Here is a 26,318-nt window from a genome sequence, read left to right as displayed (position 1 = left end):
TGAAGTCGGTTGTGGGCTAACGCCTTACGCACCCCAGCGCGATTTCTGCAGCCATGGTGCAGAAACAATATGTCAAGGGCGCAGGGTGAAGCGGTGGCCGCGACCGTAGTACGGTCAATGTTGGATCGAGCTACACAACCCGGCGCTCAATTGCTCGCCCACAAGGCGTTTGGCTTGACGGGACCACGTAAACCCGACATGGCCGCTGTTGGTCCAATGGACATGGGACGTCTGCCACCTCGCGGACAAAGCGTGCGTTTGGTCCTGGGGAATCAACCGGTCACCACGTGCGGCCAAGAGTGTGAGCCGTTCTGGCGGCAGTTGTGGTTGCATCGCAAGGGGGGACGTAACGCGGAAGGATTTCTGTGCAGGACCGGACCGCAGCACATCCAGATACATCGGCGGCGGTCCATGGTGCTCCATCAAACCAAGGACGTTGGCGAACGGAAGAGCCGCGACCACACAGTCGAGTTCCTCGATGCCGGCCAGCAACGCAGCGAGATAGCCACCGAGAGACAGCCCGTACACACCTATAGCTGTTCCGGTTGTACTTCGCAGCCAGCTCACCAGCCGGCGTACGTCCCAGACCGCCTGGCTTATCCCATGCAACATCGATGTCAGATCCAGGGACAAGAGCTGTCCGTCGTCAGATGATCGCCGTGAGCCGTGCAGAGGAGCGACTGGCAGTGCCACGTTGAATCCCAACTTGGCGTGCAGGTAGCTTGCCCACAGGGTGGCCAGATCGAAACGAGACGATCCCATACCGAAACCGTGCAGGCAGATCACCCACGGGGCGTTGGTCTGCTGGTGGCGCAGCAACCGAACGAGGACGGTCTCGTTCCGTTTATTTCTGGACCATCGCTCGGCGCCCGGTTCTATGAGCCGGGGGCGAAATCCCGACGGAAATGTCAGCGTCTCGTGACGTAGTGGCCCTGTTCGGCAACGCAATTCAAGGATGTCGTTATCGCGCAGCGGCGGTGGCTGGCGGTGATACGTCGCCGGCCTATCCACCCAACCACGCTCCTCGAACAGATCCGACGCTGACGCCATCTCCGCGACAGTTCGTTCTGCCTCTGCCAGAGTCGGTGTTTTCGGCTGCCGTGTGCGGATTACGGACAAGATGGCCTCGTCAAGCGCAACGTGCGGGGCCATCGCCGCTCGGCGTGTCCAATTCGTCTGCGGCGCCGAGTGTTTCATCACCGCTGCCGCCGGATGTCAAGTAACACGTGGGTGATGGGACCAGTTGAGAACATCCGGTGTTTCCTTCTCCGTTCAACGCAACACTGGCCGTCGCGACGTGCAGACGATCGGTCAGTCGTTCGGGTTTGACCCTAGAGCGGGCGGCGGTAAAGGCAGATCGGATGTCTTACTCACCGAGACTTCAATAGTTTTGACGCCGGGAGTCGGACATAGTTCATCCAAAGAATGTAAAGCCTTGTGAGCGGAGTGCATCTCGAATGAAGCGAGTGGCGGGTACTGATGCCTTCTTCCTGGCCCTGGAAAACACGGCATGGCCGCAACACACTGCGGGCCTTGTGATTCTGGACCCGTCGTCGAATGCCCGGTTCAACTTCGACACGTTTCGGGCGCACCTCGAGGATCGCATTCGCTATCTGCCCGAATTCCGACGTCGCGTCCAGCAGGTGCCGCTGCGGCTCGACCGTCCAGTGTGGGTGGATGACAATCGTTTCAGCCTCAAGGCACACGTACACCGTGCGGCGGTTCCTTCTCCGGGTGGTCCGCAGGAATTGGGCACGCTGGTCGGAAACCTACTTGCGCATCCGCTCGATCGATCGCGGCCGCTATGGGAGGCGTGGTACTTGGAGGGGGTGGAGAACGATCGCGTCGCGGTCCTGCTGATACAGCATCACGCGATGGTCGACGGAGTTTCTGGAGCTGGTTTGTCCGACATCATCTGCGATTTCGAGGAGCGGCCGACGCATCTGCCGGCGGAGGTGGTCGAGGAGGAATCGGATCCGGAACGATCGGCTCTCGAGCTCGTTGCCAGGGGAGCGCTTTCGGCACTCAGATCGCCGCCCAGGGTGGTCCAACTGGCTCGGAATGCACTCGGCGATGCGGTGACGACCATCGGGCACCTGCGACGCGACGATCCCCCTCCGCGACCCATGAGTGCACCTAGAACATCGTTCAATGGCGCCATCGGGCGCCGTCGGGAATTCGTCTACTGCTCTTTGTCGCTCGACGACATCAAGCACGTGAAGAAGCACTTCGACGCGACGGTGAACGATGTGATTCTCAGTGTCGTTTCGGGCGCAATTCGTCGCTATCTCCTTGATCGCGACGACCTTCCGGAGCGGAGCCTGCTGGCGACCGTCCCGATGTCCACCCGTGTCGGGGACGACAAGCACCTTGGCAACGCGGTGCATCCCATGGTCGCCTCGATAGCCTCAGACGTCGAGGATCCGGTCGAGAGGCTCTCGGCCATTCATCGAAATATGAACAGCACGAAGGAGTTGGCGGAGGATCTGACGAAGAAGCAGAACCTCGGAATCAACGAGGTGGCTCCGCCTTGGCTGGTCACCCTATTGTTTCGAGGGATCCAGGCAGCGGGACTCGAACAGAAGGGCCCGTTGTCCACCAACCTGATCATTTCGAATGTGGCCGGTCCCCGATCGACGCTGTACCTCGCGGGCGCGCGAATCGAACACATAATCCCCGTCGGTCCGCTGACGATGGGGATGGGGATAAACCTCACCGTCTTCAGCTATCGGGACGTGGTCGACGTCGGCATACAGGTCGACCCAGTTCTTGTCGAAGACCCTTGGGCATTGACCGGATTGGTGTCAGCGGAATTGGATGAGCTAATGGCTGCCACCCGTCGCAAAGGGCGCCGTAGCGTGGCGACGCGATAACGGAATCAGGGTGAAACCGCCGTCACCGAACGGTGAGCGGTTCCCCCGCTCGCGGTGCCGCTTACGACGTGATGAAGTCCTGGCGTGGCATTGTACTTCCGGGAACGTCAGTCAGTGATCGAGGCTGATGCCGTTGCCCTGCTTCCGAACCGACCTCCGCAGGCGTTCTGAGCTTCGCTCCACGACGTTGACGGCCAGGTGCAATAGTGCCGGCAGGAGCGGCAACAGGATGATGACAAATAGCGCGATAGCACCGGAGTATTCCACTGTTTCCTCACCTCTCGATCGTCGCCGCGAAAGGCTGCAGTTGCTGCCGCAGTTCTCGGTCCAGTGGAATTCCGTTGGTCCCCATGGAATTATCGGCTGTCGGGGTGGATCCCACTTAGCGACGCGTTGACATTCACACAAGATGTTTCTACTTGGGCGACTGCGATTCGTGTGGACCAGTCTCGCTCAGCGAGATGCATCCGCATCAGGGTGCCTTTGCGTCTTCTCGGGCCGGGGAGGTGACCGGAATTCGACCGGCACTGGCGCCGCCATCCACAGCTAGGTCGGCCCCGGTGATGTAGGAGGAGGCGTCTGAGGCCAGGAAGGCGACGACGTCGGCGACTTCGTCCGGTGTCCCTACTCGGGTCAGTGGCGCACCCGGATGCCCGCCCGGGCCGCGCCTAACGGACAAGTGCGCAATCATCGGCGTGTCGATCATGCCCGGATAAACGGTATTGACCCGAATGCCGAACGGACCCAGTTCGATTGCCGCAACCTTGGACATCCCGCGCAGCCCCCATTTCGAGGCGCCGTAGGCACTGTAGCCTGCAAGGCCCTGCAGGCCCGCCTGTGACGAGACGTTGATGATCGACCCGCCGCCGGCCGCCTTCATCGGTTCTGTCACGGTCCGGATACCGAGGAATGGGCCGATCACATTCACCCGCAGCATCTGTTCGAACCCGTCCGTGGGTTGCTCGACGATGGGCTGATTGACGCATATCGCCGCGTTGTTGACGAGGACATCGACCCCGCCGAATGCGTCGAGGGCCGCATCAACTGTTGCGCGCCAGTGGTTCTCATCGCCGACATCGTGGCGAAAGAAGCGCGCCGACGGCCCGATCGATGCGGCAACCTGCTTGCCTTCGTCGGCGAGGATGTCGGTGAGCATCACTCGGGCGCCGAGGGAGGCGAACAAGCGGGCCTCGGCGGCTCCCTGTCCGCGGGCCGCTCCGGTAATGATCGCGACCTTCCCGGAAAGGTCTACCAGACCCACCATCGCCTAGTCCGAATCCTGGTCGATGCCTGTCAGCATGAGCTCGGAAACGCGGCGAGGGAACTCGGTGAAGTTGGCCATCACGGCGATCCGCTTCGGCAGGATGACATGCCGCTGGTTGCGCTCGATCGCCACCGCGATCGCGTTGGCGACTTCGTCAGGTTCCAGAGCCTCCGACGGGAGCGCTTTCCACTTCAATGACCGCTCGATGGTGCGCCGTGCCGGACCGAACTGGCGAATGTGGTCGATCATGTCGGTCTTGACCTCGCCGATCTGGACGAGCGTCGTACCGACCGGCTTGCCCCGCAGTTCCGAACGGATACCCGCTGTGAAGTGGCTCAGTCCTGCCTTTGAGGCGCCGTACAGGGTGACGCCCGGGCCGGTCGAGATAGCACCCATGGACGAAACGTTGACGATGTGACCACGCCGTCGCGCCAGCATGAGCGGCAACACTTGACGGCACAGCTCCATCGGCGCGTTCAGGTTGACCTGCAGGAGATCTCGCACCTCCTGGGCGGTGGCCTCGTAAAACCGGCCGACCTGGTCGATCCCGGCGTTGTTGATCAGCACGTCGATCGGGCCGTCGGCTTCCACGCGCTCGATGAGGCCGCCGACCGCGTCGGGGTCGCCAAGATCGGTCGGATAAGCCTTGCCGTCGAGTTCTTTCGCCAGGATCGCGAGCGAATCGCCGTTTCGCGCCACCAGTGCGACATCGACGCCGCGCTGCGCGAGCGCCTCGGCAATGCTCTTGCCCAGACCACGACTGGCGCCCGTGACGAGTGCGCGGGTATTTCTCAATTGCACTGCGGTTCCCCTCTCAAAGCGTCACGCAGGATTGCGCACACGTCATCGTTGGCTTTCTGGGCGGCCGGCAGGTGGTCGGCCAAGTTGAAGAATCCATGGAACCCGCCCTCGTAGCGCCGAACCGTGGCCGGAACCCCGGCAGCACGAAGCCGCTGAGCGAATTCCTCACCCTCTTCACACAGTGGATCCAGATCACCGGTGACAATATGCGCGGGCGGCAGTCCATCGAATTCGCCGAGGATGGGCGATGCCAACACATTCGTCCGGTCGCCGTCTTTCCCAAGGTATTGCTCCGTGAACCACTGCATGTGTTCAGCGGTGAGTACACCTTTGGCGGCGTGCCGGCTCTTCGCCGAAGTCTTTCGCCGTTGGTCGACCACGGGATAGATCAACACCTGGAATGCGATCGACGGTGCACCGCAATCACGGGCCATCATTGCGATCACCGCTGCCAGGTTGCCGCCGGCACTGTCTCCGGCCACTACCAGACGCGCGGGATCGCCGCCGAGGTCGCCCACATGGTGGGCCACCCACTTGGTGGCAGCCCACGCGTCTTCGACGGCGGCAGGGAACGGGAACTCCGGCGCAAGCCGGTAGTCAACCGAGACCACCACCGCGCCAACGCCATTGGCGAGCTTGCGGCAACACGAGTCATGCGAGTCCAGGTCGCACAGGACAAACCCGCCGCCGTGGAAGTAGATCAGCACCGGTACTCCGTCGGCGGATCCGTCCGGCTCCAACGGAAAGTAGATGCGAACCCGAGGTCCGTCGCCACCGTCGGGTCCTGGAATGCCGCGCTCCTCGATTCGGGCGACCGGGTTCGGTAGCGGAGGTCTGCGGCTGGCTTTGAGGCTGGCTCGGACCTCCACGGCGTTGCCCTTGCCGGTGAGGATCGACGAGAAGGCTGCACTCATGCGGCCCGCGACTTCGCGCTGCATGGTCCGGGTGTCGGTCATTTCACGGCACCGCCGATCAGCTGGGCACGCAACACCTTGCCGGTGGCGTTGCGGGGCAGTGCATCGAGGAATTCCACGTCGCGGGGCACCTTGTAGCGAGCCAGGTTCGCGCGCACGTAGTCCTTGATGTCCTCAGGGCTGATGGCGCTGCCCTCGACGGGCACCACGTACGCGTTCAGCCGTTGGCCGAAATCGGGGTCGTCGACGCCGATCACGGCGACCTCGTCGACGTCGGGGTGGCCGCAGATCAGGTTCTCGACTTCGAGGGGATATACGTTCTCGCCACCGCAGATCACCATGTCGTCGTCCCGGCCGTCGACGTAGAGTCGTCCGGTTTCGTCGAAGTGGCCGACGTCGCCGGCGCTGAGCAGGCCGTCGATGACCTCCTTTCCGCGCCCGTCGGTGTAACCCGAGAAGCTGATGTTGCTGCCGGCGAAGATCCGGCCGATGGTGTTCGGCGCCGTGATCTGGTTGCCGTCCGTGTCGTACAGCCGGACGCTGCAGCCGACCGGTGGGCGGCCAGCCGTCCGCGGATCGTGAAGCAGGTCTTCGGGCATCGCGACCGTCATCACGGCGAGCTCGGTAGAACCGTAGAGGTTGTAGAGCACGGGGCCGAACTCGTCCAGGGCACGGGTAACCAGGTCAGGTGCCATGGCGGAGCCCGAAACGAAGACGATCCGGAGCGAAGAGGTGTCATAGCGGGTGCGAATCTCTTCGCGCAGCGCGAGGATTCGCTGCAGCATCGTGGGAACCACCACCAGGACACTGCACCGATAATTGGCGACCGCACGCAGCGTTTCCTCGGCATCGAACTTCCGGCGCAGCACCAACCGATTGCCCAGCGCCAGCGACAGGACCGCCTGACCCAAACCGGTGCCGTGGAAGATCGGTGCGGCCAACATGCAGGTTTCGCCGCGCCGACGCGGGACCCGGTCAAGCAACTGCGCGGAGAACAGCGGCGAGGTCTTGCCGCGCGGCGCCCCCTTCGGTGTGCCGGTTGTGCCGCTGGTCAGCAGCGTCAGACCACCCGGCTGCGGCGGCCCCGAAACCGGCGCACTGGACGTCGACCGGATCAACCGCTCCAGAGAGCTGTCGGCGTCGTCCGGATGCGCTGCGGAATCAGCACCGCCCCAGGCCACGTAGCGACGCACCCTCGGATCGATGGCGTCGACAAGACCGGAGAACTCCTCGTCGTAGACCAGGACGGAGACCTTCTCGCGGTGAGCGACGTCGGCCAGTTGCGGCTTGGCGAAGCCGGTGTTCATCAGCAGTGTCTGGGCACCGATCTTTCCCGCCGCCGCCAGCACCGTGATCAGCCCGCGGTGGTCGCGGCACAGCACCGCCACCACGTCACCGCGCCCGAAGCCGGCTTCGGTCCATCCTCGTGCCAGCGCATTGACCCGCGCGTTCAGCTCGGCGAACGTCAGGTCGCCCATCTCGTCGGTGATAGCCACGGCGTCGGCGTCGCGGAGAGCGGCGGTCTCGATGATCCCGGCGAAGGGACCGTAGGTCTTCACCATCTTCGCCGATCGAACGCCGTCGGCGAGTCCGCCGGACAGGCCGGCCTCGCGTAGCACCTTGAGGCTGCGAGCCGTCACCTTGAGCCGGTCAGCCGTGGCGGCCAGCCTGGCGCCACCAAGAAAGAGCTGGTCTGGAATGTATCGCCGCACGCCGGAAACGGTATGGCGGCGCACCGCGCGCGATGATGGGCAGTCTCACTGTTCGAGACAAGACGTCTCCTTCGGCACAGTGAGGCCGTACAAGTGATGGATACCACAACCTGCCCCCGGGCTGCAGTACGACAAGTTGAAGGTGAGAAATGCGGCGTCTGAAGGGTGAAGACAACAGCTTCCTCGCGTGGGAGAGCGACGCGCAACCGCAACATACGATGAAGGTCGTCGTCCTCGACCCGAGCCAGGGACACGAGCCGCTCACATTCGAGGCGGTCAAGGATGCCATCCCCGGTCTGGTGGACCGCGTGGAACCGCTGCAGTGGCAGCTGTTGATGCCGCGAGTCGGGTTTGGGCGGCCGTGGTGGATCGCGCGGCCCCAGCTCGACATCGATTACCACGTCCAGCGGGCGACGGCGGCAGCACCGGGCGGCGATCGCGAGCTCGCAGCGGCGTTGAGCACGATCTTCACCGAGGGGCTCGACCGAAACCGTCCGGCATGGCAGCTGTGGTACATCGACGGTCTCGCGGACGGCCGGGTCGCGCTCATGCTCAAGATCCACCATGCGGTGGCCGACGGGTCGGCCTCGCTGCGACTCCTCGAAACCATTTTCAGCGCCGATCCCGCGACACCGTTGCCGAGACTGCGGCGAATCCCGATGCCCAGCGAGCGTCGGCCGGCCCCTTGGATCTGGTTCCCGTTGGTGTTGCGCCATCAACTCGCCGCACTCGCTCGCTTCCCCAGCATCGTTGCTCGCACAGCACGCGTGACTCGCATCATCCGGAACCGCCAGAAGGCCGGCAAGCCCGGCTACGCCAAGGCATTCGCCGCGCCCCCGGCACCGTTCAACGAGCCGCTGACCGCCGATCGCCGGTTCGCTTACCGCAGCTGCGATATTCACGAGATACGGCGGGTCGCCAAGACCTTCGATGTGACGGTGAACGACGTGTTCCTGACGTTGTGCAGCGGCGCGCTTCGTGAATTCCTGGACCGGCGCGACGAGTTGACCGACGAGCCCTTGACCGCGGTGGTGCCCGTGTCGATGCGGCCGCCCGGTGCGGAGGTGGAGTGGGGCAATCAGGTCGCACGCTGGAACGTCGACTTCGCCACCCACATCGCCGATCCGGTCGAGCGCCTGCATGCCATTGCGACCGCCACCAAAACGGCGCGCGAGGTGCAGGCAGAACGGGACGCTTTCTTACAGCACGACTGGATGGAGTACTGGCCGCTGTTCTGGCTGTATTCACGGGTACTGCCGATAATCGGCGCAAGAGTGAGCCGGCGGCCGATGTTCAGCCTCATCGCCTCCAACATGCGGGGCCCGCAGCGGCGCCTCTACTGGGGTGGGGCGCCCATCGAAAAGCTCATCTCCACCGGCCCGCTGGTGTTCCCCATGGGGCTGAACTTCACCGGTTGGAGCTACCAGAACGAGATGGCCATCGGGGTGCTGAGCTGCGGTGACCAGGTGGCCGACCCCTTCGAGATCGCCGAGCACCTGCCCGAGGTGCTCGCGGAGTTGAGCGCGGCCTCATCCCGAATCCAGGCCATCGAGCAGGAATATGGTCAGCCGACACGCGGCGTGGACGTCTCGCCACAGGCGGGTGACTTGGTCTGAGGCATCGAGCGCGTGCCGATGGCTGGCACCCAGCAGCTGATCGGCGGCATCGCGCGCCCGTACGGCGGCTTGCCGATGTGCCCACGCCGCGGCCCGAAAGGTGTCCCGAACCCCGTCTCTGCCTGGTCGAAACGACGCCTCGATCTGCAGCCGGGCGGCGTCGATGTCCGAGGCCGCCCGAGCAACGTGCACAGTCGTCGACGTCTGATCGGTCAACTCTTCGCTGCCGTACGAGGCGGCGAGCCGTTCGCGCATCTGCTCGACAAAAGTCCGCCAGACACCGCCAGCCGCCCCCACGACCACCGCTGCCGCTGCTGCACCCGCGAGCATCCGGGTGGCAATTCGCGGTGCGAATTGTGCGCGCTCGACGGCATTTTGGAAGATTTGTCGTTGTTCGACCGGCACGTCCGTCACCGTCACATCGCGGATACCCGCCGCGTCTAGTCCGGTCGGGTGCTGGGCCGGCTCGATGTGGACAGCGCTGCGCGGCACCAGGACACAGTGCGGCGTCCCGTCTGCGTCCGCGGTCAGCAGAAACCAGTCGGCGTATTCGCCGCCCGCGACGAACTGCCATCGGCCGCTCAGCATTCGATCGCCGGTGGTTTGAGCCAATAGACCCCCGGCGCTGTAGCAGGGTGCGATCAATGCGTTGGCGTCGGCGCCCCACACGTCGTTCACCGCGCGCTCGGGCAGGCTGCTGACGTCATAGGCCGCCACGTTGAACATCGCGCAGAGCCAACCTGCCGACCCGTCCAGGGCGGCGAGGTCACCGATCAGCGAGACGAACTCTTCGGCATCGACCTCCAGTCCTCCATACGGGGCCGGGCGCAGCAATCGGCCGGCCCCTGAATCATGCAGTGTTGCAATGATTTCAGCCGCTGTGGATGCTTGGTGGCGGCGAACCATCGCTGCCAAGGAGCCGAGTGTTTCCTGTGCGGCGCTTCGCACACCGGACGACTTGGTCATGCCCACTCCCCTGGCTGCAATGAATGGTATTCATGATGGTGGCACAAGGCTCCCGGAATCAGGCGGCGCTATGAGGGACAGTGAGATTGACATCGTTGAGTCGCTGCTTCCCGCGATCGCTGACGCGGCGAGTGACGTCGACCGCCGCGGTGCCGTCGATCGGAGCGTGATCGTGGAGCTCCACGAGGCGGGGTTCTTCTCGATGCTGCGTCCCAAGGCGTTCGGAGGTCTGGAAGCCGATCCGTACGACTACCTTGTACTGACGCGCGAGCTGTCCTCGGCGTGTACTTCGACGGGGTGGCTGGCCGGGATGCTAGGCGTGAACAGCTGGCATTTGGCGTTGTTCGACGAGCGGGCGCAACAGGACGTGTGGGGCTCGGATCCGCGGGCGCTGGTCTGCGCGTCCTATGCGCCGACCGGACGTCTCGAGCGGGTCGGTCGCGGTTACCGCCTGTCGGGTCGATGGAACCGCTGCACAGGCATCCATCACGCGTCGTGGCTGATCGCCGCCGCGGTGTTGGTCGGCGACGACGGCGCAGCCCAGGATTTCATCGCGGCCCTGGTGCCGTGCGCCGACTATACCGTCGAATCGCACTGGAATGGCCTGGGCCTGCGCGGGATCGGCGCCGACGATGTCGTCGTCTCCAACGCGCTCGTGCCGGCGCACCGGACGTTCGGCTGGCTCGGCCTCGACCAGCGGACCGCCGTCAACCCGCTCTACCGGCTTCCGCAACCCACGTTGTACACGCACACGGGAACCGTGCCCCTGCTCGGCGCGGCTGACAACGTGCTTGCCGCTCGAGGACCGTCCGCCGCCACAGCGCTGAGCGCGGTCGCGATGGCAACTGCCGACCTCGAACTCTCCGCACTTCAAATACGGCGCAACTTAACCGAACTCATGGATTGCGCCCGCGACGCCTCCGAGCCCGACACTGCACTGATATTGCGCTCGCGACGAGACCAGGTAGTCGCATCCGACCGCGCCGTGCGGGCCATCCAAACCTTCATCCCGGACTCCGGCACGGGCATCGGCGGCGATGCTCTGGTCGAGCGGGTATGGCGTGATGTGCAGACCGCTCGGACGCACGTCGCCAGCAATGTCGAACAGGTGTTGTCGGTGGTCGGTCGGTTCGCATTCGGCCTGAAAGTCGACGACCTCATCTGGTGATGCGCTTCAGACCCATGCGTCGGAGGTGATGGTGCGTAACACGCGGGAGAGGATGTTGTCGGTGGCTGCGGCCGAAGACGTCGAACCGCTCTGCGTCGCATCGGGTTGTGTGCCGCCGAGTTGCTGGGAGATGTGCCTGGCTGCACGCATGACGAAGGGAGCCGTCCGTTGCAGCCGGTTCATCGGGACAGCGCCCGTCAGCGACAGGCCGGCTACCTCACCGTCGGGGGTCTTTAACGAAGCCGCGACGCTGGCCAGGCCTATCGCCAGTTCCTGATTGTCGTAGGCGAGCCCATGCCGGGATCGGATGCGGGCCAGCTCCTGATGCAACGTCGGCAGGTCGGCGATCGTGGCCCGGGTGAGCTTGCGAAGCCGATCTCCGACGATCGCATCGACCTCCTCGGCGGGAAGCTGAGCCAGCATCGCCTTGCCCAAGGCGCTGGCATGCGCCCGGGTATGACCGGCGACTCGCGTCGGTACCACGATGCCGCTGCGGCCTGACACCTTATCGAGATAGACGACCTCGCTGCCGACCAGTACTCCGAGATGAACCACCAACCCGGTGTCTGCGTGGAGGCGGTCGAGGACGCGAGACGCCACGCCCCGCAACTGCGAGTGGTCGGCCATCCTCGTCGCAGGCAGCGCTGAGGCGGCAATGCTGTAACCATTCGGGTGGTGTTGCAGCAGCCCGGCGGTGTGTAACTGCTTGAGGATGCGATGCGCAGAGGATCGTGGCAGCCCGGTGCGGGTCACCACCTGGTCCAGGCGCAAGTGCTTGCCCGGCTCGTCGAACGCGTTCATGATCAGCGCAACGCGCTCCACCATCGACACCACCGTGTCGTGTTGCGTCACGGACCGCTGCACAACCGCGCCTCGAGTTGACGTCGACACAGGATCCACCCAATCATCCCGCTCCTCGGCATGCCGACGCTTTGAAATCTTCGGTGTGCAGCAATCGGCCCCCGCCACCGAAACTGGTGAGGGGGGCCGACTGCTCTATGCGGTCAAATCGACGGTGTCAGCTGTCACTCCCGCCTGAGTCACCGCCGCTGCTACCAGACGTGTCGCCACCGCTGCCTCCAGCTGTGTCGCCGCCGCCGGCTTGGGCGCCTGCAGTGGCCTCGCTGGCTTTGCTACCGGTGTCGGCGTCCTTGACGGCAACGCCACCGCGCTGCTTGTCCGACGACGCGGCCTGATCGCTGACGTTGACCGCCTGCGACGCACGATCGTCCGCACGGGTCGACGTGGTCCCGGACTTTCCGGGGACCGCCATGTTGCCGTTCGAGAGATCGGTCGCGCCGTTGGACGCCGCACCCTTCTTCTTCGATGGCTCGGTCGCCTGGACAGCCTGACGCTGCGAGTCCGTCCCCGTCGTCGCCGCGTCGGCCCCGGTCGTCACCGGGTCGGCCTCCGTCGTCGCCGGGTCGGCCACCGTCGTCGCCGAGTCGGCCACCGTCGTCGCCGAGTCGGCCTGCGTCGACGCCGGGTCGGTCTCCTGGACGGTCGCCTCGACGGTGGCCGGGTCGGTCGCCTGGACGGTCGATGCGTCGGCTTGACGCTGCGAGTCGGTCTCGGTCGTCGCCGGGTCGTCCACCGGCTTTGTCAGCGCTTTCATCATGTCGGTCGCCGATGGCGACACCACGGTTGAAGACGTGGTCTGACTCGCCAGCTGGACCGTGTGCGCCTCTGGCGACGACGGCACGGCCGGCGCCGGCGGGGTCAGGTTGGCCAGCCGCTCGGTGATCTCGTGCTGCAACGCGTTCGTGAACTTCTGGACCGAGAAGGTCGTGTCCGCGACGCTTTGCCTGATCGCGTTCATCAGCGTTGCGATGTCCCCCGTGGCTGCCGCGTCGGTGATCAGCTTTGCGGCGGCCGCGAGCTGCCTTTGCAGCGTGCGGGCATGGAGCTGCACCTCGGACTCGAGCGTGGGCTCCGGCGTGAACCGCTGACCGTTCCAGTCCACCAGTGTCCAGCCGTCCTCCGGATTGCCCTCCAGCACCACGTAATCGGTGTTGTGCAGTGGGGTTTGAGTCAGCAGTTGAAGCTTCTGCTCCGTGGTGAGGTTCTTTGCGTTCATGATCGTCCAGAACATGGTGGTGCCGCCGTGTGAGTACACGACGGCGTTGCGGTCGCCGTTGTTGTACATGGTCTCCAGCGCGCCGTCCACCCTGGCGTCGAACTCGTGGCCGTCGATCGAACCCGGAATCCGGGCGTCGAGCGGGTCGCCAGGAGCTGGCGTCGGAATCAGCCCAATCCAACGCAGCGGGGCCTGAAGATAACCGCCGAAGGCCTCGTTCTCGGGCGTGCCCTCATAGATTCCGGCCTCGATCTCTTGCAGACCGGGCAGCACCTGAACCGGCAGGCGCAGGCGTTCCGACATCGGCGCCGCCGTCTGCTGCGTCCTGACCATCGTCGAGGAATAGATGGCGTCGTAATTGTTGACGGCCAGCCTGTCCGCAGACGCCTGGGCTTGCTCCTGGCCGAGCGGCGTGAGGTCGGGGCCGGGCGTCGACGTGTCGATCAGCCCAGAGGCGTTGCCTGCGGACTGAGCGTGACGCACGATCGTCACCCGCATCAGCTCGGCGGCGGCAGCCGGAATCGCGGTTCCGAGCAGGACAGCGGACGCCATCAGGGCGACACCGAGCAATTTCCAGAACGCGGATCTCCGTCGTCGAATGGGTCGCCCCGCCGTTGGGGCGGGGACAGAAGGTTCGATCATTCAACACTTCCTCTCGGTGGTACGGACACGTCATGGTGAACTCACGATTGACGGGCGGGTAAGCGGCAATCCCGCACACCGAGACTCGGCGTTGTCAGCTCCCGCGCGGGGCACGCACAAGGCGCCGAGCGAATCGCCGCCGGCGGCCTTGGTCGACCGGAATCGATGCGTGTCAGCCGCCGTCCTTGTGAAGCAGAAACGACAGCACGGTGCTGACGAACGCGTCGCGCTGCTCGATCATCGCCCAGTGCCCGCAATTGGGGAACACGTGCAATTCGGCGTTGGGGATGGTGCGCATCGGGATCAGCGCCATGTCCAGCGGGCTCACCCGGTCGTCACGCCCCCAGGTGATCAGGATGGGCGCCTTGACCCGGTGCATCGCCGCCCACGGCTGTGGCCCGTCGACGGCTTCCATGGCCTGAACCATCTGCTCGAAGGCGGCCTTGCTGTACATCCGACGCGCGCTGGCCAGCGTCGCCGGTTTGGTGGCGCGGGCCCATCGCTCCTCGATGAGCTCGTCGGTCACCAGCGCTGGGTCGTACACCATCGAGTGCAGCCATTGCACCAGACGGTCTTTCGTTGGGTTCTCGGCGAACTCATGCAGCAACCTGATGCCCTCGGCCGGGCCGGGTGAGAACACGCTGCGGCCGATACCGCCGATGGTCACCAGCCGTCGCACCTTTTTTGGATGGTCGATCGCGTACTGAATCGCGACAGACCCACCCGTCGAGTTGCCGACAATGTCCACGCTGTCAAGTGGCAACGCGTCGACGAACCGGGTGAGCGCGTCATGCGCGGTGACCATCGGATGGCCGCCGAAGTCGTCACTGACACCGAAGCCGGGAAACTCGAGGACCAGGCATCTGTAGAACTCGCCGAACGCGCCCAGCACGCCGCGGAAGTCGCGCCACCCCGTGGCCCCAGGGCCTGAGCCGTGCAACAAGACCAGCGGGGGGCCGTCGCCGAATTCGTGGTAACGCAGCACACCGCCGTCGGTCATGACTTCTTTGGCGGTGGTTTCCTGGCTGAGCTCTACTGTCATGCCTCGACTTTCGCTCGCGCCCGTGCTCGTCCTCGGGTCGTCATGCGTGCGTACCACCGTCGATGCGGATCTCCGTGTCGACCGTCGACCGGACGCCGTCGACTACCGAGGACCCGTCGCCGATGTTCGATTCGAGGACGAAAAGCTGCGTGCCCGAGCCGAACTCCTGTGCTTGCGCACTGGTCTTCTCCAGGCCATCGGCTGATACGTCGGCGGCGACCACCGCTGCGCCCTCGTCGAGCAGCCGTAATACAGTGGCCGGTCCGATACCGGACGCCGCGCCAGTCACCAGGACCCGATGACCGTCCAAACGTTTCATTTCGCCTCCGATCGGCCTGAATTCACTGGCCCATCACATATTTCACGGTGGGCCCGGCGGTCCAACCGCCGTCGACTGCGATCTCGGCCCCCGTGACGTATGCCGCGGCGTCGGACAACAAATAGCCGACCGCGCCCGCGATTTCGTTGGCGGCCCCGACGCGGCCCATCGGCGTATTCGGATAGTTGCCTTCGCCAGGTTGGACGCCGATCTCAGCGGTCATCGGGGTGTAGGTGATACCTGGATGCACTGAGTTCACTCGGATGCGATCGATGCCGAGTTCGACTGCGGCGATCTTGGTGAGCCCCCGCACCCCCCACTTCGAGGCACCGTAGCCGGCGGTGAGCGCGAGGCCCATGAGCCCGGCCGCCGACGAGATGTTGACGATGGAGCCGCCGCCGGCCGCACGCATCGGCGCGATCACGGCCTTCATGCCGTTGAACACCCCGACCAGGTTGATCTCGAGCACGGTGCGGAAATGATCGACCGGTTCGTGTTCGATGTATTGGCCCGTTGACACCCCGGCGTTGTTGACCAGTCCGTTGAGGGTGCCGAACTCGGCCTGAGTGAGTTCTACCGCCGAGACCCACCCTTCGGGTTCGGTGACGTCGAGGTGCGCGTACCGCGCAGCCGAGCCGAGTTCTTCAGCCAGCTGCTCGCCCTCGTCGTCGAGGATATCGGCGACGACAACCCTGCCGCCCCGGTCGACGATGTGGCGGGAGAAAGCGGCGCCCAAGCCGCGGGCGCCGCCGGTGACGATCGCCACCAACCCGGATAGTCCGTTCAGATCTTGCATGGGCCTCATGGCAGCACCGCGCGGGGCCCGCGTCACTGCGCAGTCCCGCCCAATGAGACGTCGGATGTCGCTCGGTTGGCGTGCCTCATACCGTCTCAGTCATGCACCAGACCGTCGATGTGGTCGTAGTCGGCGCCGGCTTCGCCGGCCTCTATGCGCTGCATCGCCTGCGCGGCGACGGGCTGTCGGTGCGCGTGTTCGAGGCCGCCGAAGGGGTAGGCGGTGTCTGGTACTGGAACCGTTACCCCGGCGCTCGCTGCGACGTCGAAAGCGTCGACTACTCGTACTCGTTCGACGAAGATCTTCAGCAGGAGTGGAACTGGAGCGAGAAGTACGCGACCCAGCCCGAGATCCTGCGGTACCTGAACCATGTCGCGGACCGCTTCGACTTGCGGCGCGACATCACATTCGGCACCCGGGTGACCGATATGGTCCTCGACGAGGACACGCTGTGTTGGCAGGTTCGCACCGACCGCGGCGACGTGGTGACCACGAGATTCTGCGTGCTGGCCGTTGGTCCGCTGTCGAACGCGAACATACCCGCGATCGACGGACTGGACTCGTTCGGTGGCGCGGTGTACCACACGGCGTATTGGCCGCACGAGAACGTCGACTTCATTGGTAAGCGCGTCGGCGTGATAGGCACCGGATCGTCTGGTATTCAGGCGATTCCGTGCATCGCCAAGCAGGCCGCCCGGCTGCATGTCTTCCAGCGCACTGCGAACTACAGTGTGCCCGCGGGCAATGTGCCCCTCGATGACGCGACGCGGGCGAGCCACAAAGCGAACTACGCCGAGCGGCGACGATTGTCGATGGCCAGTGGCGGCGGCTCGCCGCACCAGCCGCACCCGAAGTTGGCCGTCGAGGCGTCGGACGAGGAACTTCGCGAGGCGTATGAAAAGCGGTGGCAGTTGGGTGGTGTGCTGTTCTCCAAGACGTTCGCCGATCAGCTGGTCACCCTCGAAGCCAATGACACGGCGCGGGTGTTCTGGGAGCAGAAGGTGCGCGCGGTGATCGACGACTCCGCGACGGCCGATTTGCTGATTCCCACCGACCACCCGATCGGAACCAAGCGGATCTGCACCGACGACAACTACTACCAGACGTTCAACCACGACCACGTCCACCTGGTGAATCTGCGAGCCACGCCAATCCAGCGGATCGATGCCGCCGGTGTACACACTGCCGATGCGTATTACGAACTGGACGCGCTCGTGTTGGCCACCGGTTTCGACGCCATGACCGGGTCGGTCGCCAAGCTCAACATCGTCGGTCGCGGCGGCCAGAGCCTGAACGAGGCGTGGGCGCACGGACCGGCGACATACCTCGGCCTCAGCGTTGCGGGGTTTCCGAACCTGTTCAACATGACGGGCCCGGGCAGTCCGTCGGTGCTCGCCAATATGGTCCTGCACTCGGAATTGCATGTGGACTGGGTGGCGGACGCCATCGCTTACCTCAGCGCACGAGGAGCGGTCGCGCTGGAGGCACGCCCAGAAGCGGTCGCGGAGTGGGTCGAAGAGTGCACTCGGCGGGCGGCGGGAACGCTGATGCCACAAGCTAATTCATGGTACTTGGGTGCCAACATCCCCGGTAAGCCGCGGGTGTTCATGCCGTTCGTCGGCGGCTTTGGGATATACGGTCAGATCATCGCCGAGGTGGCCGATGCGGGCTACAAGGGCTTCGACGTCATCGAGGCGTAACCAGCACCGAGGTGCAGAGTTCATTGCTCGCAAGCGAGTTCGCCATGAGAGCACGCTAAGGCCGTGTCTAGACTTTCAGAGGCTTGCGAAGGGAGCGGAAAATGGCGACGTTCGTCCTGCTCCCCGGCGCCGGAGGGGCCGGCGAGGTGTACTGGCGCGAGGTGACGGCCGAACTGGAGGCGCGGGGCCACACCGCGATCCCGATCGAGATCGAGGGTAGGAACTGTTCGCCAGTATGTGACTAAATGTGGTGGTTTCGGGAGGGCAAGATGCCGGTGCCTGCTCGGCGGTTGGAGTCGGGGACGATCTGGGTTGAGGTGGCGCCGGAGAACGTGTCGGGCCGGGTGGTGCTATATGCCCGGGTGTCGTCGCATGATCAACGCTCGGATCTTGACCGGCAGGTCGGCCGTCTGACGCGGTGGGCCACTTCAAACGGGCACGAGATCGGTGAGGTGGTGTGCGAGGTCGGTTCCGGGTTGAACGGGAAACGACCGAAGTTACGGCGGATCTTGTCAGACCCTTCTGCCACGGTGGTGGTTGTGGAGCATCGGGATCGTCTGGCGCGTTTCGGGGTGGAGCACCTCGAAGCTGCGCTCGGTGCGCATGGGGCGGCGGATCGTGGTCGCGGATGCTGGTGGGACCACCGATGATCTGGTGCGCGACATGATCGAGGTGCTGACGTCGATGTGTGCTCGCTTGTACGGTCGCCGGGGCGCGCGGAATCGGGCGATGCGTGCGGTCACTGCGACGAAAACAGAATCAGCGCGGGTGGCCTGATGGCGAAGATGGGTGAGCTTAGACGCGCGGCGCTAGTTCTTGGCGTCACCAGTAGTACGCTGCGGCAACAGGGTTGGGCTACCGCGTCGCCTGCGCGTGTGCAGGCGGTCATGGAGGATCCGCCGGACTGGCTGATCGTTGCACGACAAAAGCGCAGCGATAAACAGGCCAACCGGCAAAGACGGCGCGAGCGTGAGAGCATCGCCAAACGCCTGGGCGTCGCGGTCCGTGTCGTCAAGGACCGAGGCATCACCCCGGGTGATGTCTGCGAGCTGCTTGCGGCGCCACCGGGCTGGCTGATCGCTGCCCAAGAGCAGCGCCAGGTGCGCGCCGCGCGTGAGCGGGCCGATGCGCAGCGTCGCGCGGCACGCGAGGCCCGGGAACTGGAATTGGCGGAGGCGTATTTGCGGGCGATCAAGGATCGCGGTGATACCGATGCCTGGGCCGCTGGCGTGCTGCATGATGCAGGAATTCACAGTATCGACTTGGGGGATGGCACTGCGTCGCCCGTGCTGTCACAGGCGTTGAAGGTGGTGCGCTGACGGGTGATCGTCGTGATGCGTACCCGCGCCCAGGCCGCGAAGGTGGCCGAGGCAACCGGTGGTGTGCAGTTGCCGGGCAAGGCGAAACCCGATGGCACACCGACAGTGTCGCGATTCGTGGCTGTGGGATCCGATTTCGAGGCGCATCGGGCGACAGTGGAGTCAGTGTCGGTGCTTTTCGAGCTTTACGACGGAGACGCCGACAGGTATGCCGCGACCGGGTCGCCGGGTACGCAACTGCCGACGGGCTGGATGGTCACCGCGGCCAAGCTCGAGGTCGAATGGCCCGCTGATGGTGCCCGTGCCGGGTTGGTGCGGTCGCATTTCGGTGCCCGCCGTAAAGCGTTCAACTGGGGTCTGGACCTCGTGAAAGCTGACCTGGACGCGAAGGCTGTTGATCCGGCACATGAGTCGGTGGGCTGGGATCTGGGCTCGCTGCGCAAGGCGTGGAACCGCGCCAAGGATGACGTGGCGCCGTGGTGGGCGGAAAACTCCAAGGAGTGCTACTCCGCGGGTTTGGCCGATCTGGCCCAGGCACTGAGCAATTGGAGCGCGAGTCGCAACGGCACCCGCAACGGCCGGCGGGTGGGTTTTCCGCGGTTCCAATCCGCGCGCCGTGATCCGGGTCGGGTGCGGTTTACCACCGGCGCTATGCGACTGGAGGATGATCGCCGCACGATCACGGTGCCGGTGATCGGCGGATTGCGGTCGATGGAGAACACCCGCCGTGTGCAACGCCATCTCGCTTCAGGTCGCGCGCGGATCTTGAATATGACGCTGTCGCAGCGCTGGGGGCGACTGTTCGTCTCGGTCGGCTACGCGCTACGCACCCCCGACACAGCGCGAACACCGACCCGACCCACCGTGCGGGCCGGCGTGGATCTCGGCGTGCGCACACTGGCCACGGTGGCGACCCGCGACATCATCACCGGCACCGAAACGCTTGTCGAATACCAGAATCCGGCCCCGCTGAAAGCCACCTTGGCTGCTAGGCGCCGGGCTGGTCGCCAACTTTCCCGCCGTATCCCCGGATCACACGGTCATCGGGCAGCGAAAGGCAAGCTGTCCCGGTTGGACCGCCGGTGTGTGCATCTGCGGCGGGAAGGAGCTCACCAACTCACCACCGAGTTGGCGGGCACCTACGGACAGGTCGTGATCGAAGATCTCGACGTGGCCGCGATGAAACGCAGCATGGGCAGACGCGCCTACCGGCGCGCCGTCTCCGATGCTGCGATGGGAATGGTCGCGCCGATGATGGCGTATAAAACCACCCGGTGTGGCAGCACCCTGATCGTGGCGGATCGCTGGTATGCCTCCAGCCAGATCCACCACGGCTGCTACCTCCCGGACGGCAGTCCATGCCGCCTGCAAGGTAAAGGCCGCATTGACAAGCACCTCGTCTGCCCGCAGACCGGTGAAGTCGTCGACCGTGATCGCAACGCTGCCAAAAATCTCCGCGACTGGCCGGATATGCCAGTTGTGGCCCAGTCAGGGCCACGGCCCCGTTCGTCAGCGGTTCCGGCAGGGGTGCCGGAGACGGCGGCTCAGACCATCGGCACCACCGATTGCCTGGGGAGTTTGCGTAAGACCCGCCCGCACGGGAAGGCCGCGAACAGTGAGGCCAAAACCGGAGTCGCCCCCGCGACAACGGAACTCCGCAAGGAGAGCGCCTGAATGAGACTCACAAATACTCACTCAGCCGCAACGGTCCGCACCCCAACACCAATTATTCCTTACTATCCGTCGCCGGAGCTGGCCGGTACGCCTCAGACATCGCTCCGCGCCCGCATGTCGTCCGCGTGCTCCTCGCCGCGGAAGTAGGCGCGGGTCTCCCGGTAGACCAGGGGGGACAGGATGATCAGACCGATGAGGTTGGGCAGCGCCATCAGACCGTTCATGACGTCGGAGAAGGTCCATACCGTCTTGAGAGCCGTGGTGGCACCGAGGTAGATCACGATGATGAAAAGGATCCGGTACGGAAAGACCGCCTTCCGTCCGAACAGGTACTCCACGCACCGCTCGCCGTAGTAGGACCATCCGAGCAGCGTCGAGAACGCAAAGAAGATCACGCTGAGCGTGACAATGACGCTGCCCCAGCTCCCGGGGAGACCCTCAGCGAATGCGCGTGCGGTGAAACTGGCGGCCTCCTCGGGGCCGGCCTCCTTCCATACGCCGGTGACGACGATCGTCAGCGCGGTGAAGCTCACCACCACGAGCGTGTCGATGAACGTCTGAGTCATCGACACGAGCGCCTGCCGGACTGGGTGGGTCGTCTTCGCCGCGGCCGCAGCGATGCCGCCGGTTCCCAGCCCCGACTCATTGGAGAAGATGCCACGCGCGACGCCGTAGCGAATCGCCGCTGCGACGGCCGCCCCCGCGAAACCTCCAGTGGCCGAGGTGCCGGTGAAGGCGTCGGTGAAGATGACGCCCAAGGCTCGCGGCACTTCGCCGATGTTGAAGGCGAGGACGGCTGCCGCGCCGACGATGTAGATGACGATCATCACCGGGACGAACAGACTGGTGACCCGCCCGATGCTCTTGATGCCGCCCAAGATCACCGCGGCGGCCAGCACCACGATCACCGCGCCTGTGATCGGTGCCGACACACCCCACTCTTCGTTGACGTTGGCCGCGACGGTGTTGGCCTGCGTCATGTTGCCGATGCCGAACGCGGCCAGCGCTCCTGCGACCGCGAAGAATCCGCCGAGAAACACGCCCACTGGCCCTTTGATGCCGCGACGTAGGTAGTGCATCGGACCACCGGCTTGCTCCCCGGCGGCGTCGGTGCGACGGAAGCGTACGCCGAGAAAAGCTTCGCTGTACTTGGTCGCCATGCCGACCATGCCGGTGAACCACATCCAGAACACAGCCCCGGGACCGCCAAGGGCAATCGCGGTCGCGACGCCGGCGATATTGCCGACGCCCACGGTCGCAGCCAGGGCCGTCGACAACGCTTGGTAGTGCGAGATATCGCCTTCGGCGCCCGGATCCTTACGCTTGACGAACGCCAGCCAGAACGCCAGCCGGAACCGGCGCACCTGGATCCCGCGCAACAGCACAGTCAGATACAGGCCGGTCAGCAGGAGCAGCGGGATCAGCAGCCAGGGGCCCCAGATGAAAGAACTGGCATCGCCTAGAAAGTCGTCGAGAGTGGTCATCGCACCGCCGGATCGCAGAGACATCGGACTGGTGAAAACCGTAGTCCACCTACCCAACCTCGGGGATCGGCGCGGGCGTCGATCGTCAGTTGCGCGAGTTAGCGTCCGTCAAACTGTGAGCCCACACGAATGCCCGCGTCGGCGAGGAACTCGGGGGCGCGACCCAATTGACAGTCGGTGGAGAAGGTCACCGACAACCACGTCCGCGCCATACCCTCGAGGATGGCATGCGGATGTTGGTAGCTCTCAGCGAGCTACTGAGCTCGAGCGAGTGCTAGTTTGTGGTAGCACCCGTGAGATACCGCCACGTTTCGCGCGGTGCCAGCGATCGGTTGGCTGACCACAGCCTTCTCCGCGTCAGCTGTCGACCTTCTTCAATGCCGATCCTTTGTGCATGGCGATGTGATCGGTTTTGTCACTTTTGATTTCGTACTGCGGTTCTTCTTTACTGGCGTGGCGGGTGTGTCCCTTGTAGTCCACATCCCGCGTATGGACTTTGATGATCTTGCCGCTGACCTGTCCGGCTTCCGAATTCCACGTCACGTGGTCGTCGACTTTGAAGTGCTCATTCATTTCTTCGCTCCCCTCCTCAACGGACGTCGATTTCGTCACCTACCACGGTATGCCGCCACCGCCTTCTCGGTGCGCGCAGCTGCGGGCCCAGATTCCGCGCGTCTTGATGCCCTCGACCGCGCACGGCCTCGACCTGCTGGCGTCGTGGAGGGCCAATTGAACTGCTCTAGACGTACAACCCGCCGCGCTGAATCCGCGCTAAACCGTCGGTGCAGCCGACCTCAGATGACTAGGGTATGACGCGAAATAACCAGGACGACAAACTATTTGAGACTCTCAGCCGGCCACGTCCTCGGTGCTGCGCGCCGATGCCGGTACTTCCTTGCGCAGTCTCAGCTTGTTGTAGGTGCTGATTGCGATGACGACGGCCAGCAGGGCGTACAAGGTGATCGTGATCGGTGTGCTCACCAGCGTGAGCGGATTGTTCTGCGAGTTGTTCATCGCGGCGCGCAGCGACGACTCCGCAAGCGGGCCGAGGATGACCGCGATCAGCACCGGCGCGAGCGGGATGCCGTAGCGGCGCATGGCGAATCCGAGCACACCGAGCACCAGCATGAACACGACGTCGATGATCGCCGAACTCGCGGCGTACACGCCGAAGCAGGCGAACACTGCGATCCCCGCATAGAGGTACTCCTTGGGGATCGAGAGCAGTCTTGCCCACAGCGGAGCGAACGGCAGATTCAACACGAGCAATACGACCATCCCGATGAACAGGCTGGCGATGAGCGCCCAAACGATGTCGGCGCTGCGGTCGAACAGCAGCGGACCCGGCTGCATACCGTACTGCTGAAACGCGGCCAACAGCATCGCCGCGGTGGCCGACGTCGGCAGCCCCAGCGCCAGAAGAGCACCCATGGCCGTGCCCGCCGTAGAGTTGCCGGCCGCTTCTGGACCGGCAACGCCACGGATCGCGCCCTTGCCAAACATCGGCACCTTTCGCCGACTGTCCAGCCGCTTCTCGACACCGAAGGCGAGAAACGTCGGGACTTCGGCGCCGCCGGCCGGGATGACGCCGAACGGCACGCCGACGGCGGTGCCGCGTAACCATGCCGGCAACGCCTCCCGGTATTCGGCCCTGGACAGGAACGGGCGTCCTGTTGACGGCGTGAAGCTGCGGTCGTCGGGCCGTCCGATACGCGAGGCGACGAAGATGACCTCACCGACGGCGAGCATCGCGACGGTGATCACGACGATGCTGATCCCGTCGAAGAGCGCCACGTTGCCGAAGGTGAACCGCTGAGAACCACTGACCTCGTCGGTCCCGATCATGGCCAGCACCAGGCCGATCAGCAACGCCGCCGCACCCTTGAGCACCGACTCCGACACCACCGCCGAAGTGGCGATGAACGCGAACAACGCCAGCGCGAAGTACTCGCCCGGACCGAACTTGGTCGCCCACTCCGCCAGCGCGGGTGCGAAGAAGACCACCAGAGCCGTGGCGACCATGCCGCCGATGAACGCGCCTATCGCCGAGGTCGCCAATGCCTGTGCGCCGCGGCCCTTCCTGGCCATCCGGTGTCCTTCGAGGGATCCGGCGATGGCAGTCGAGTTCCCGGGCGTGTTCATGAGGATTCCGGCGATCGAGTCCCCAAAGAGCCCGCCGAAATAGATGCCCGCGAACATCACCAGCGCGGCCAGCGGGTCGAGGGTGAACGTCACGGGCAGCAGCAGTGCGACCGCCATCGCCGATCCCAGTCCGGGCAGCACCCCGACCGCGGTGCCGATGACGGCGCCGATGAAGACGTAAAGCAGGTTGACCGGAGTGAGGACGTCACCGAATCCCCCGATCAGTCCAGTCAGCGAGTCCATCAGAACATCCCCATCACGCCGGGGGGCAGGCTCAGGCCGAGCAAGCCGGCAAATATCAGTTGCATGATCGACGAAATCGCCAGGCCGGTCAGTAGATTCGCAACATACCTCGTGCTGCCGAGCCCGACGGTCACTCCCCAGAAGACGACGGCTCCGGCGATGATCCAGCCGGCGGGTATCAGCAGGACAGTGAACGCCACGAACGACCCGATCGTGATTCCGGTGGACCGCCAATTGCTGAACAGACTCGGAATGGGACGCCCCTGGTCGTCCAACACTGGTTCGGGCACCTCAGGATTGCGCAGGATGACCAGGGTGAGCAGCGCCGCGATGAGGAAACAGAACCCGGCGGTGATCCAGGGGAATGCCTTGGGCCCGAAGAGTTCCGAGTCATCGGCGATCTCCATGTCGAAGATTCCGTAGACCAGGACCAGCCCAAGCCCAACCATCAGCGCCGGCATGATCAATGCGCTCTTGCCGGTCCAAAACCTGCGCGGCGGTGTGGGTTCAGCCGACGCAGCGGTGTCGTGTTCGCTTACTGTCATGTCAGCCCCAGATCGTCCAGAATGGTCTTCACCCGCTGCTCTTCCTCGCGGATGAACCTGCCGAAGTCGTCCCCGGTAAGGAAGGTCTCCTTCCAGCGGTTCCGCGCGACGACGCTCTGCCAATGCTCGGTCTCGACCATTTCCCCAACGATTTCGATGAGTTCTTGCTGCTGGTCGTCAGTGAGACCGGCCGGGGCGACGTAACCGCGCCAATTCACCAGATCGACGGCCGGATAGCCGGCCTCGGCAGCGGTCGGAGCGTCGAGGCCCTCCAACTTTTCCGGCGCAACCACCATCAGTGTCCGCAGTCGTCCCTCGGCCAGCATGTCCCGGAAATCGTTGTATCCGCTGATCCCGACGTCGGGTGTGCCTGGCGCCGTGGACAGCAGGTTTATGGTCAGTTCGCCACCGCCGGCGTAGGCGGCGTATCGGATCTGCTCAGGGTCGATTCCCGCTTCGCGCGCAAGTTGGGCGGCGACCATATGGTCGATTCCGCCGGCCGAGCCGCCACCGATGGGCATCGCCGCGGGGTCGGCTCGCCACGCTTCGATCAGCTCGCCGAGCGTCTGGTATGGCGAGTCGGCCGGCACCACAATGACTTCGAAGTCCTCGGCGAGCCGGGCGATGGGCGTCATATCAGACAGTGCGACAGGTGAGTCGTTGCGCTCGACCCCGCCGAGCATGACCGTGCCGGTCACCATCATCGTGGTCGGGTCACCGCCGAGGCGAGTCAGTTGACTGAGCCCGATCGCTCCAGCGGCGCCGGGAACGTTGACCACTTGGACATTGTTGACAATGCGGTTTGACCGCAGTGCCTGCTGAGACTCTCGTGCGACGAGGTCCCAACCGCCACCGGCCGCGGCGGGCGCGATCAGTGTGAGCTTGGCGCGGGCTTCGGCTCCCGAGCCGGTCCGGTTCGCGTTGACACCCGCCGCCACCACCAAGGCGCCGACACAGACAATCCCGAGGATCCACCGGACAGCTGTCGGAACGCGCATGCCCTTATCCCTTCGCGATCACC

Annotated in this window: 23 protein-coding genes and 2 pseudogenes; 8 read left to right on the top strand and 17 right to left on the bottom strand. The window is 64.7% G+C overall.

Annotated features, from left to right (window positions below; translation table 11 throughout):
- Window positions 1-114 precede the first annotated feature (114 nt).
- Complete coding sequence (locus AU185_RS24445; RefSeq protein ID WP_231740362.1) at window positions 115-1,050, bottom strand: alpha/beta hydrolase family protein; 936 nt, start codon at window positions 1,048-1,050, stop codon at window positions 115-117.
- Window positions 1,051-1,466: 416 nt separating this feature from the next.
- Between AU185_RS24445 and AU185_RS00660 the strand changes: the two genes are divergently transcribed.
- A complete protein-coding gene (locus AU185_RS00660; RefSeq protein WP_197413447.1) occupies window positions 1,467-2,873 on the top strand; it encodes a WS/DGAT/MGAT family O-acyltransferase in 1,407 nt (468 codons plus the stop codon).
- 111 nt (window positions 2,874-2,984) lie between these two features.
- Here AU185_RS00660 and AU185_RS24945 read toward each other — a convergent pair whose 3' ends face one another.
- From AU185_RS24945 to AU185_RS00640, 5 genes are all read right to left on the bottom strand, one after another.
- Entirely contained in the window at window positions 2,985-3,140 is a 156-nt protein-coding gene (locus tag AU185_RS24945) for a hypothetical protein (RefSeq protein WP_156425345.1), read from the bottom strand.
- 205 nt (window positions 3,141-3,345) lie between these two features.
- Window positions 3,346-4,134, bottom strand: a complete 789-nt coding sequence (locus tag AU185_RS00655; protein ID WP_502687724.1) for a glucose 1-dehydrogenase — start codon at window positions 4,132-4,134, stop codon at window positions 3,346-3,348.
- A 6-nt stretch (window positions 4,135-4,140) separates the two neighbouring features.
- Window positions 4,141-4,938 carry an SDR family NAD(P)-dependent oxidoreductase gene (locus AU185_RS00650; protein WP_059100397.1) on the bottom strand — a complete coding sequence of 266 codons (798 nt, stop codon included), beginning with the start codon at window positions 4,936-4,938 and terminating at the stop codon, window positions 4,141-4,143.
- Window positions 4,929-5,894, bottom strand: coding sequence for an alpha/beta hydrolase (locus AU185_RS00645; RefSeq protein ID WP_059100396.1), 966 nt, complete (start codon window positions 5,892-5,894; stop codon window positions 4,929-4,931). The genes AU185_RS00650 and AU185_RS00645 overlap by 10 nt, the downstream gene beginning before the upstream one ends.
- Window positions 5,891-7,519: an AMP-binding protein gene (locus AU185_RS00640; RefSeq protein ID WP_059100755.1), complete on the bottom strand. Its 1,629-nt coding sequence runs from the start codon at window positions 7,517-7,519 to the stop codon at window positions 5,891-5,893. Before AU185_RS00640 ends, AU185_RS00645 begins: the two co-directional genes overlap by 4 nt.
- Window positions 7,520-7,713: 194 nt before the next feature.
- Here AU185_RS00640 and AU185_RS00635 point away from each other — a divergent pair, with 194 nt between their 5' ends.
- Complete coding sequence (locus AU185_RS00635; RefSeq protein WP_082683665.1) at window positions 7,714-9,180, top strand: wax ester/triacylglycerol synthase family O-acyltransferase; 1,467 nt, start codon at window positions 7,714-7,716, stop codon at window positions 9,178-9,180.
- Here AU185_RS00635 and AU185_RS00630 read toward each other — a convergent pair.
- A complete protein-coding gene (locus tag AU185_RS00630; protein ID WP_059100395.1) occupies window positions 9,094-10,014 on the bottom strand; it encodes an acyl-CoA dehydrogenase family protein in 921 nt (306 codons plus the stop codon). The genes AU185_RS00635 and AU185_RS00630 overlap by 87 nt on opposite strands.
- A 202-nt stretch (window positions 10,015-10,216) precedes the next feature.
- Here AU185_RS00630 and AU185_RS00625 point away from each other — a divergent pair, with 202 nt between their 5' ends.
- Window positions 10,217-11,314 carry an acyl-CoA dehydrogenase family protein gene (locus AU185_RS00625; RefSeq protein ID WP_059100394.1) on the top strand — a complete coding sequence of 366 codons (1,098 nt, stop codon included), beginning with the start codon at window positions 10,217-10,219 and terminating at the stop codon, window positions 11,312-11,314.
- 6 nt (window positions 11,315-11,320) lie between these two features.
- On the opposite strand, the gene AU185_RS00620 is transcribed toward AU185_RS00625, so the two are convergent.
- The 5 genes and pseudogenes from AU185_RS00620 to AU185_RS00600 all read right to left on the bottom strand — a co-directional run bounded on the left by AU185_RS00620 (window position 11,321) and on the right by AU185_RS00600 (window position 16,181).
- Entirely contained in the window at window positions 11,321-12,166 is an 846-nt protein-coding gene (locus AU185_RS00620; RefSeq protein WP_231740360.1) for an IclR family transcriptional regulator, read from the bottom strand.
- 166 nt (window positions 12,167-12,332) lie between these two features.
- Window positions 12,333-13,943, bottom strand: coding sequence for a histidine phosphatase family protein (locus tag AU185_RS25425; RefSeq protein WP_082683705.1), 1,611 nt, complete (start codon window positions 13,941-13,943; stop codon window positions 12,333-12,335).
- Between the two features lie 262 nt (window positions 13,944-14,205).
- A complete protein-coding gene (locus AU185_RS00610; RefSeq protein WP_059100393.1) occupies window positions 14,206-15,075 on the bottom strand; it encodes an alpha/beta fold hydrolase in 870 nt (289 codons plus the stop codon).
- A gap of 76 nt (window positions 15,076-15,151) precedes the next feature.
- Window positions 15,152-15,367 (bottom strand): annotated as a pseudogene (locus AU185_RS00605) (SDR family NAD(P)-dependent oxidoreductase); the annotation flags it as partial.
- A gap of 49 nt (window positions 15,368-15,416) precedes the next feature.
- Window positions 15,417-16,181 (bottom strand): SDR family oxidoreductase, encoded by a 765-nt coding sequence (locus AU185_RS00600; protein ID WP_502687726.1) that lies wholly within the window; start codon window positions 16,179-16,181, stop codon window positions 15,417-15,419.
- Window positions 16,182-16,291: 110 nt separating this feature from the next.
- Between AU185_RS00600 and AU185_RS00595 the strand changes: the two genes are divergently transcribed.
- From AU185_RS00595 to tnpB, 5 genes and pseudogenes are all read left to right on the top strand, one after another.
- Window positions 16,292-17,890, top strand: coding sequence for a flavin-containing monooxygenase (locus AU185_RS00595; RefSeq protein WP_059100390.1), 1,599 nt, complete (start codon window positions 16,292-16,294; stop codon window positions 17,888-17,890).
- A 101-nt stretch (window positions 17,891-17,991) separates the two neighbouring features.
- Window positions 17,992-18,135, top strand: coding sequence for a hypothetical protein (locus AU185_RS24935; protein WP_156425344.1), 144 nt, complete (start codon window positions 17,992-17,994; stop codon window positions 18,133-18,135).
- Window positions 18,136-18,667: pseudogene (locus tag AU185_RS24435) on the top strand (IS607 family transposase).
- 110 nt (window positions 18,668-18,777) lie between these two features.
- Window positions 18,778-19,209, top strand: a complete 432-nt coding sequence (locus AU185_RS00585) for a hypothetical protein (RefSeq protein WP_156425343.1) — start codon at window positions 18,778-18,780, stop codon at window positions 19,207-19,209.
- A gap of 3 nt (window positions 19,210-19,212) precedes the next feature.
- The gene (tnpB, locus tag AU185_RS00580) at window positions 19,213-20,883 is read left to right on the top strand and encodes an IS607 family element RNA-guided endonuclease TnpB (RefSeq protein ID WP_286142887.1); all 1,671 of its coding nucleotides are present in this window, start codon (window positions 19,213-19,215) and stop codon (window positions 20,881-20,883) included.
- A gap of 92 nt (window positions 20,884-20,975) precedes the next feature.
- Here the strand turns inward: tnpB and AU185_RS00575 are convergent, their stop codons facing one another.
- From AU185_RS00575 to AU185_RS00555, 5 genes are all read right to left on the bottom strand, one after another.
- Entirely contained in the window at window positions 20,976-22,367 is a 1,392-nt protein-coding gene (locus tag AU185_RS00575) for an alanine/glycine:cation symporter family protein (RefSeq protein ID WP_059100387.1), read from the bottom strand.
- 357 nt (window positions 22,368-22,724) lie between these two features.
- A complete protein-coding gene (locus AU185_RS00570; protein WP_059100386.1) occupies window positions 22,725-22,940 on the bottom strand; it encodes a hypervirulence associated TUDOR domain-containing protein in 216 nt (71 codons plus the stop codon).
- 276 nt (window positions 22,941-23,216) lie between these two features.
- Window positions 23,217-24,752 carry a tripartite tricarboxylate transporter permease gene (locus AU185_RS00565; protein WP_059100385.1) on the bottom strand — a complete coding sequence of 512 codons (1,536 nt, stop codon included), beginning with the start codon at window positions 24,750-24,752 and terminating at the stop codon, window positions 23,217-23,219.
- The gene (locus AU185_RS00560) at window positions 24,752-25,297 is read right to left on the bottom strand and encodes a tripartite tricarboxylate transporter TctB family protein (protein ID WP_059100384.1); all 546 of its coding nucleotides are present in this window, start codon (window positions 25,295-25,297) and stop codon (window positions 24,752-24,754) included. Before AU185_RS00560 ends, AU185_RS00565 begins: the two co-directional genes overlap by 1 nt.
- A complete protein-coding gene (locus tag AU185_RS00555) occupies window positions 25,294-26,295 on the bottom strand; it encodes a Bug family tripartite tricarboxylate transporter substrate binding protein (protein ID WP_059100383.1) in 1,002 nt (333 codons plus the stop codon). The genes AU185_RS00560 and AU185_RS00555 overlap by 4 nt, the downstream gene beginning before the upstream one ends.
- Window positions 26,296-26,318: the final 23 nt, after the last annotated feature.

Source organism: Mycobacterium sp. GA-0227b (assembly GCF_001499855.1).
Taxonomy (GTDB): domain Bacteria; phylum Actinomycetota; class Actinomycetes; order Mycobacteriales; family Mycobacteriaceae; genus Mycobacterium.
The sequence above is the reverse complement of the archived record's forward strand: the minus strand, read 5'-3'. Positions and strand labels throughout refer to the sequence as shown.

Excerpts from the sequence above, each read along its gene's own strand:
- AU185_RS00560 (WP_059100384.1), bottom strand. The coding sequence starts at position 25,297 with ATGACAGTAAGCGAACACGACACCGCTGCGTCGGCTGAACCCACACCG.
- AU185_RS00565 (WP_059100385.1), bottom strand. The coding sequence starts at position 24,752 with ATGGACTCGCTGACTGGACTGATCGGGGGATTCGGTGACGTCCTCACT.
- AU185_RS24935 (WP_156425344.1), top strand. The coding sequence starts at position 17,992 with ATGGCGACGTTCGTCCTGCTCCCCGGCGCCGGAGGGGCCGGCGAGGTG.
- AU185_RS24445 (WP_231740362.1), bottom strand. The coding sequence starts at position 1,050 with ATGGCGTCAGCGTCGGATCTGTTCGAGGAGCGTGGTTGGGTGGATAGG.
- AU185_RS25425 (WP_082683705.1), bottom strand. The coding sequence starts at position 13,943 with ATGGCGTCCGCTGTCCTGCTCGGAACCGCGATTCCGGCTGCCGCCGCC.
- AU185_RS00555 (WP_059100383.1), bottom strand. The coding sequence starts at position 26,295 with ATGCGCGTTCCGACAGCTGTCCGGTGGATCCTCGGGATTGTCTGTGTC.
- AU185_RS00635 (WP_082683665.1), top strand. The coding sequence starts at position 7,714 with ATGCGGCGTCTGAAGGGTGAAGACAACAGCTTCCTCGCGTGGGAGAGC.
- AU185_RS00595 (WP_059100390.1), top strand. The coding sequence starts at position 16,292 with ATGCACCAGACCGTCGATGTGGTCGTAGTCGGCGCCGGCTTCGCCGGC.
- AU185_RS00645 (WP_059100396.1), bottom strand. The coding sequence starts at position 5,894 with ATGACCGACACCCGGACCATGCAGCGCGAAGTCGCGGGCCGCATGAGT.
- AU185_RS00570 (WP_059100386.1), bottom strand. The coding sequence starts at position 22,940 with ATGAATGAGCACTTCAAAGTCGACGACCACGTGACGTGGAATTCGGAA.
- AU185_RS00575 (WP_059100387.1), bottom strand. The coding sequence starts at position 22,367 with ATGACCACTCTCGACGACTTTCTAGGCGATGCCAGTTCTTTCATCTGG.
- AU185_RS00610 (WP_059100393.1), bottom strand. The coding sequence starts at position 15,075 with ATGACAGTAGAGCTCAGCCAGGAAACCACCGCCAAAGAAGTCATGACC.
- AU185_RS00625 (WP_059100394.1), top strand. The coding sequence starts at position 10,217 with ATGAGGGACAGTGAGATTGACATCGTTGAGTCGCTGCTTCCCGCGATC.
- AU185_RS00585 (WP_156425343.1), top strand. The coding sequence starts at position 18,778 with ATGGAGGATCCGCCGGACTGGCTGATCGTTGCACGACAAAAGCGCAGC.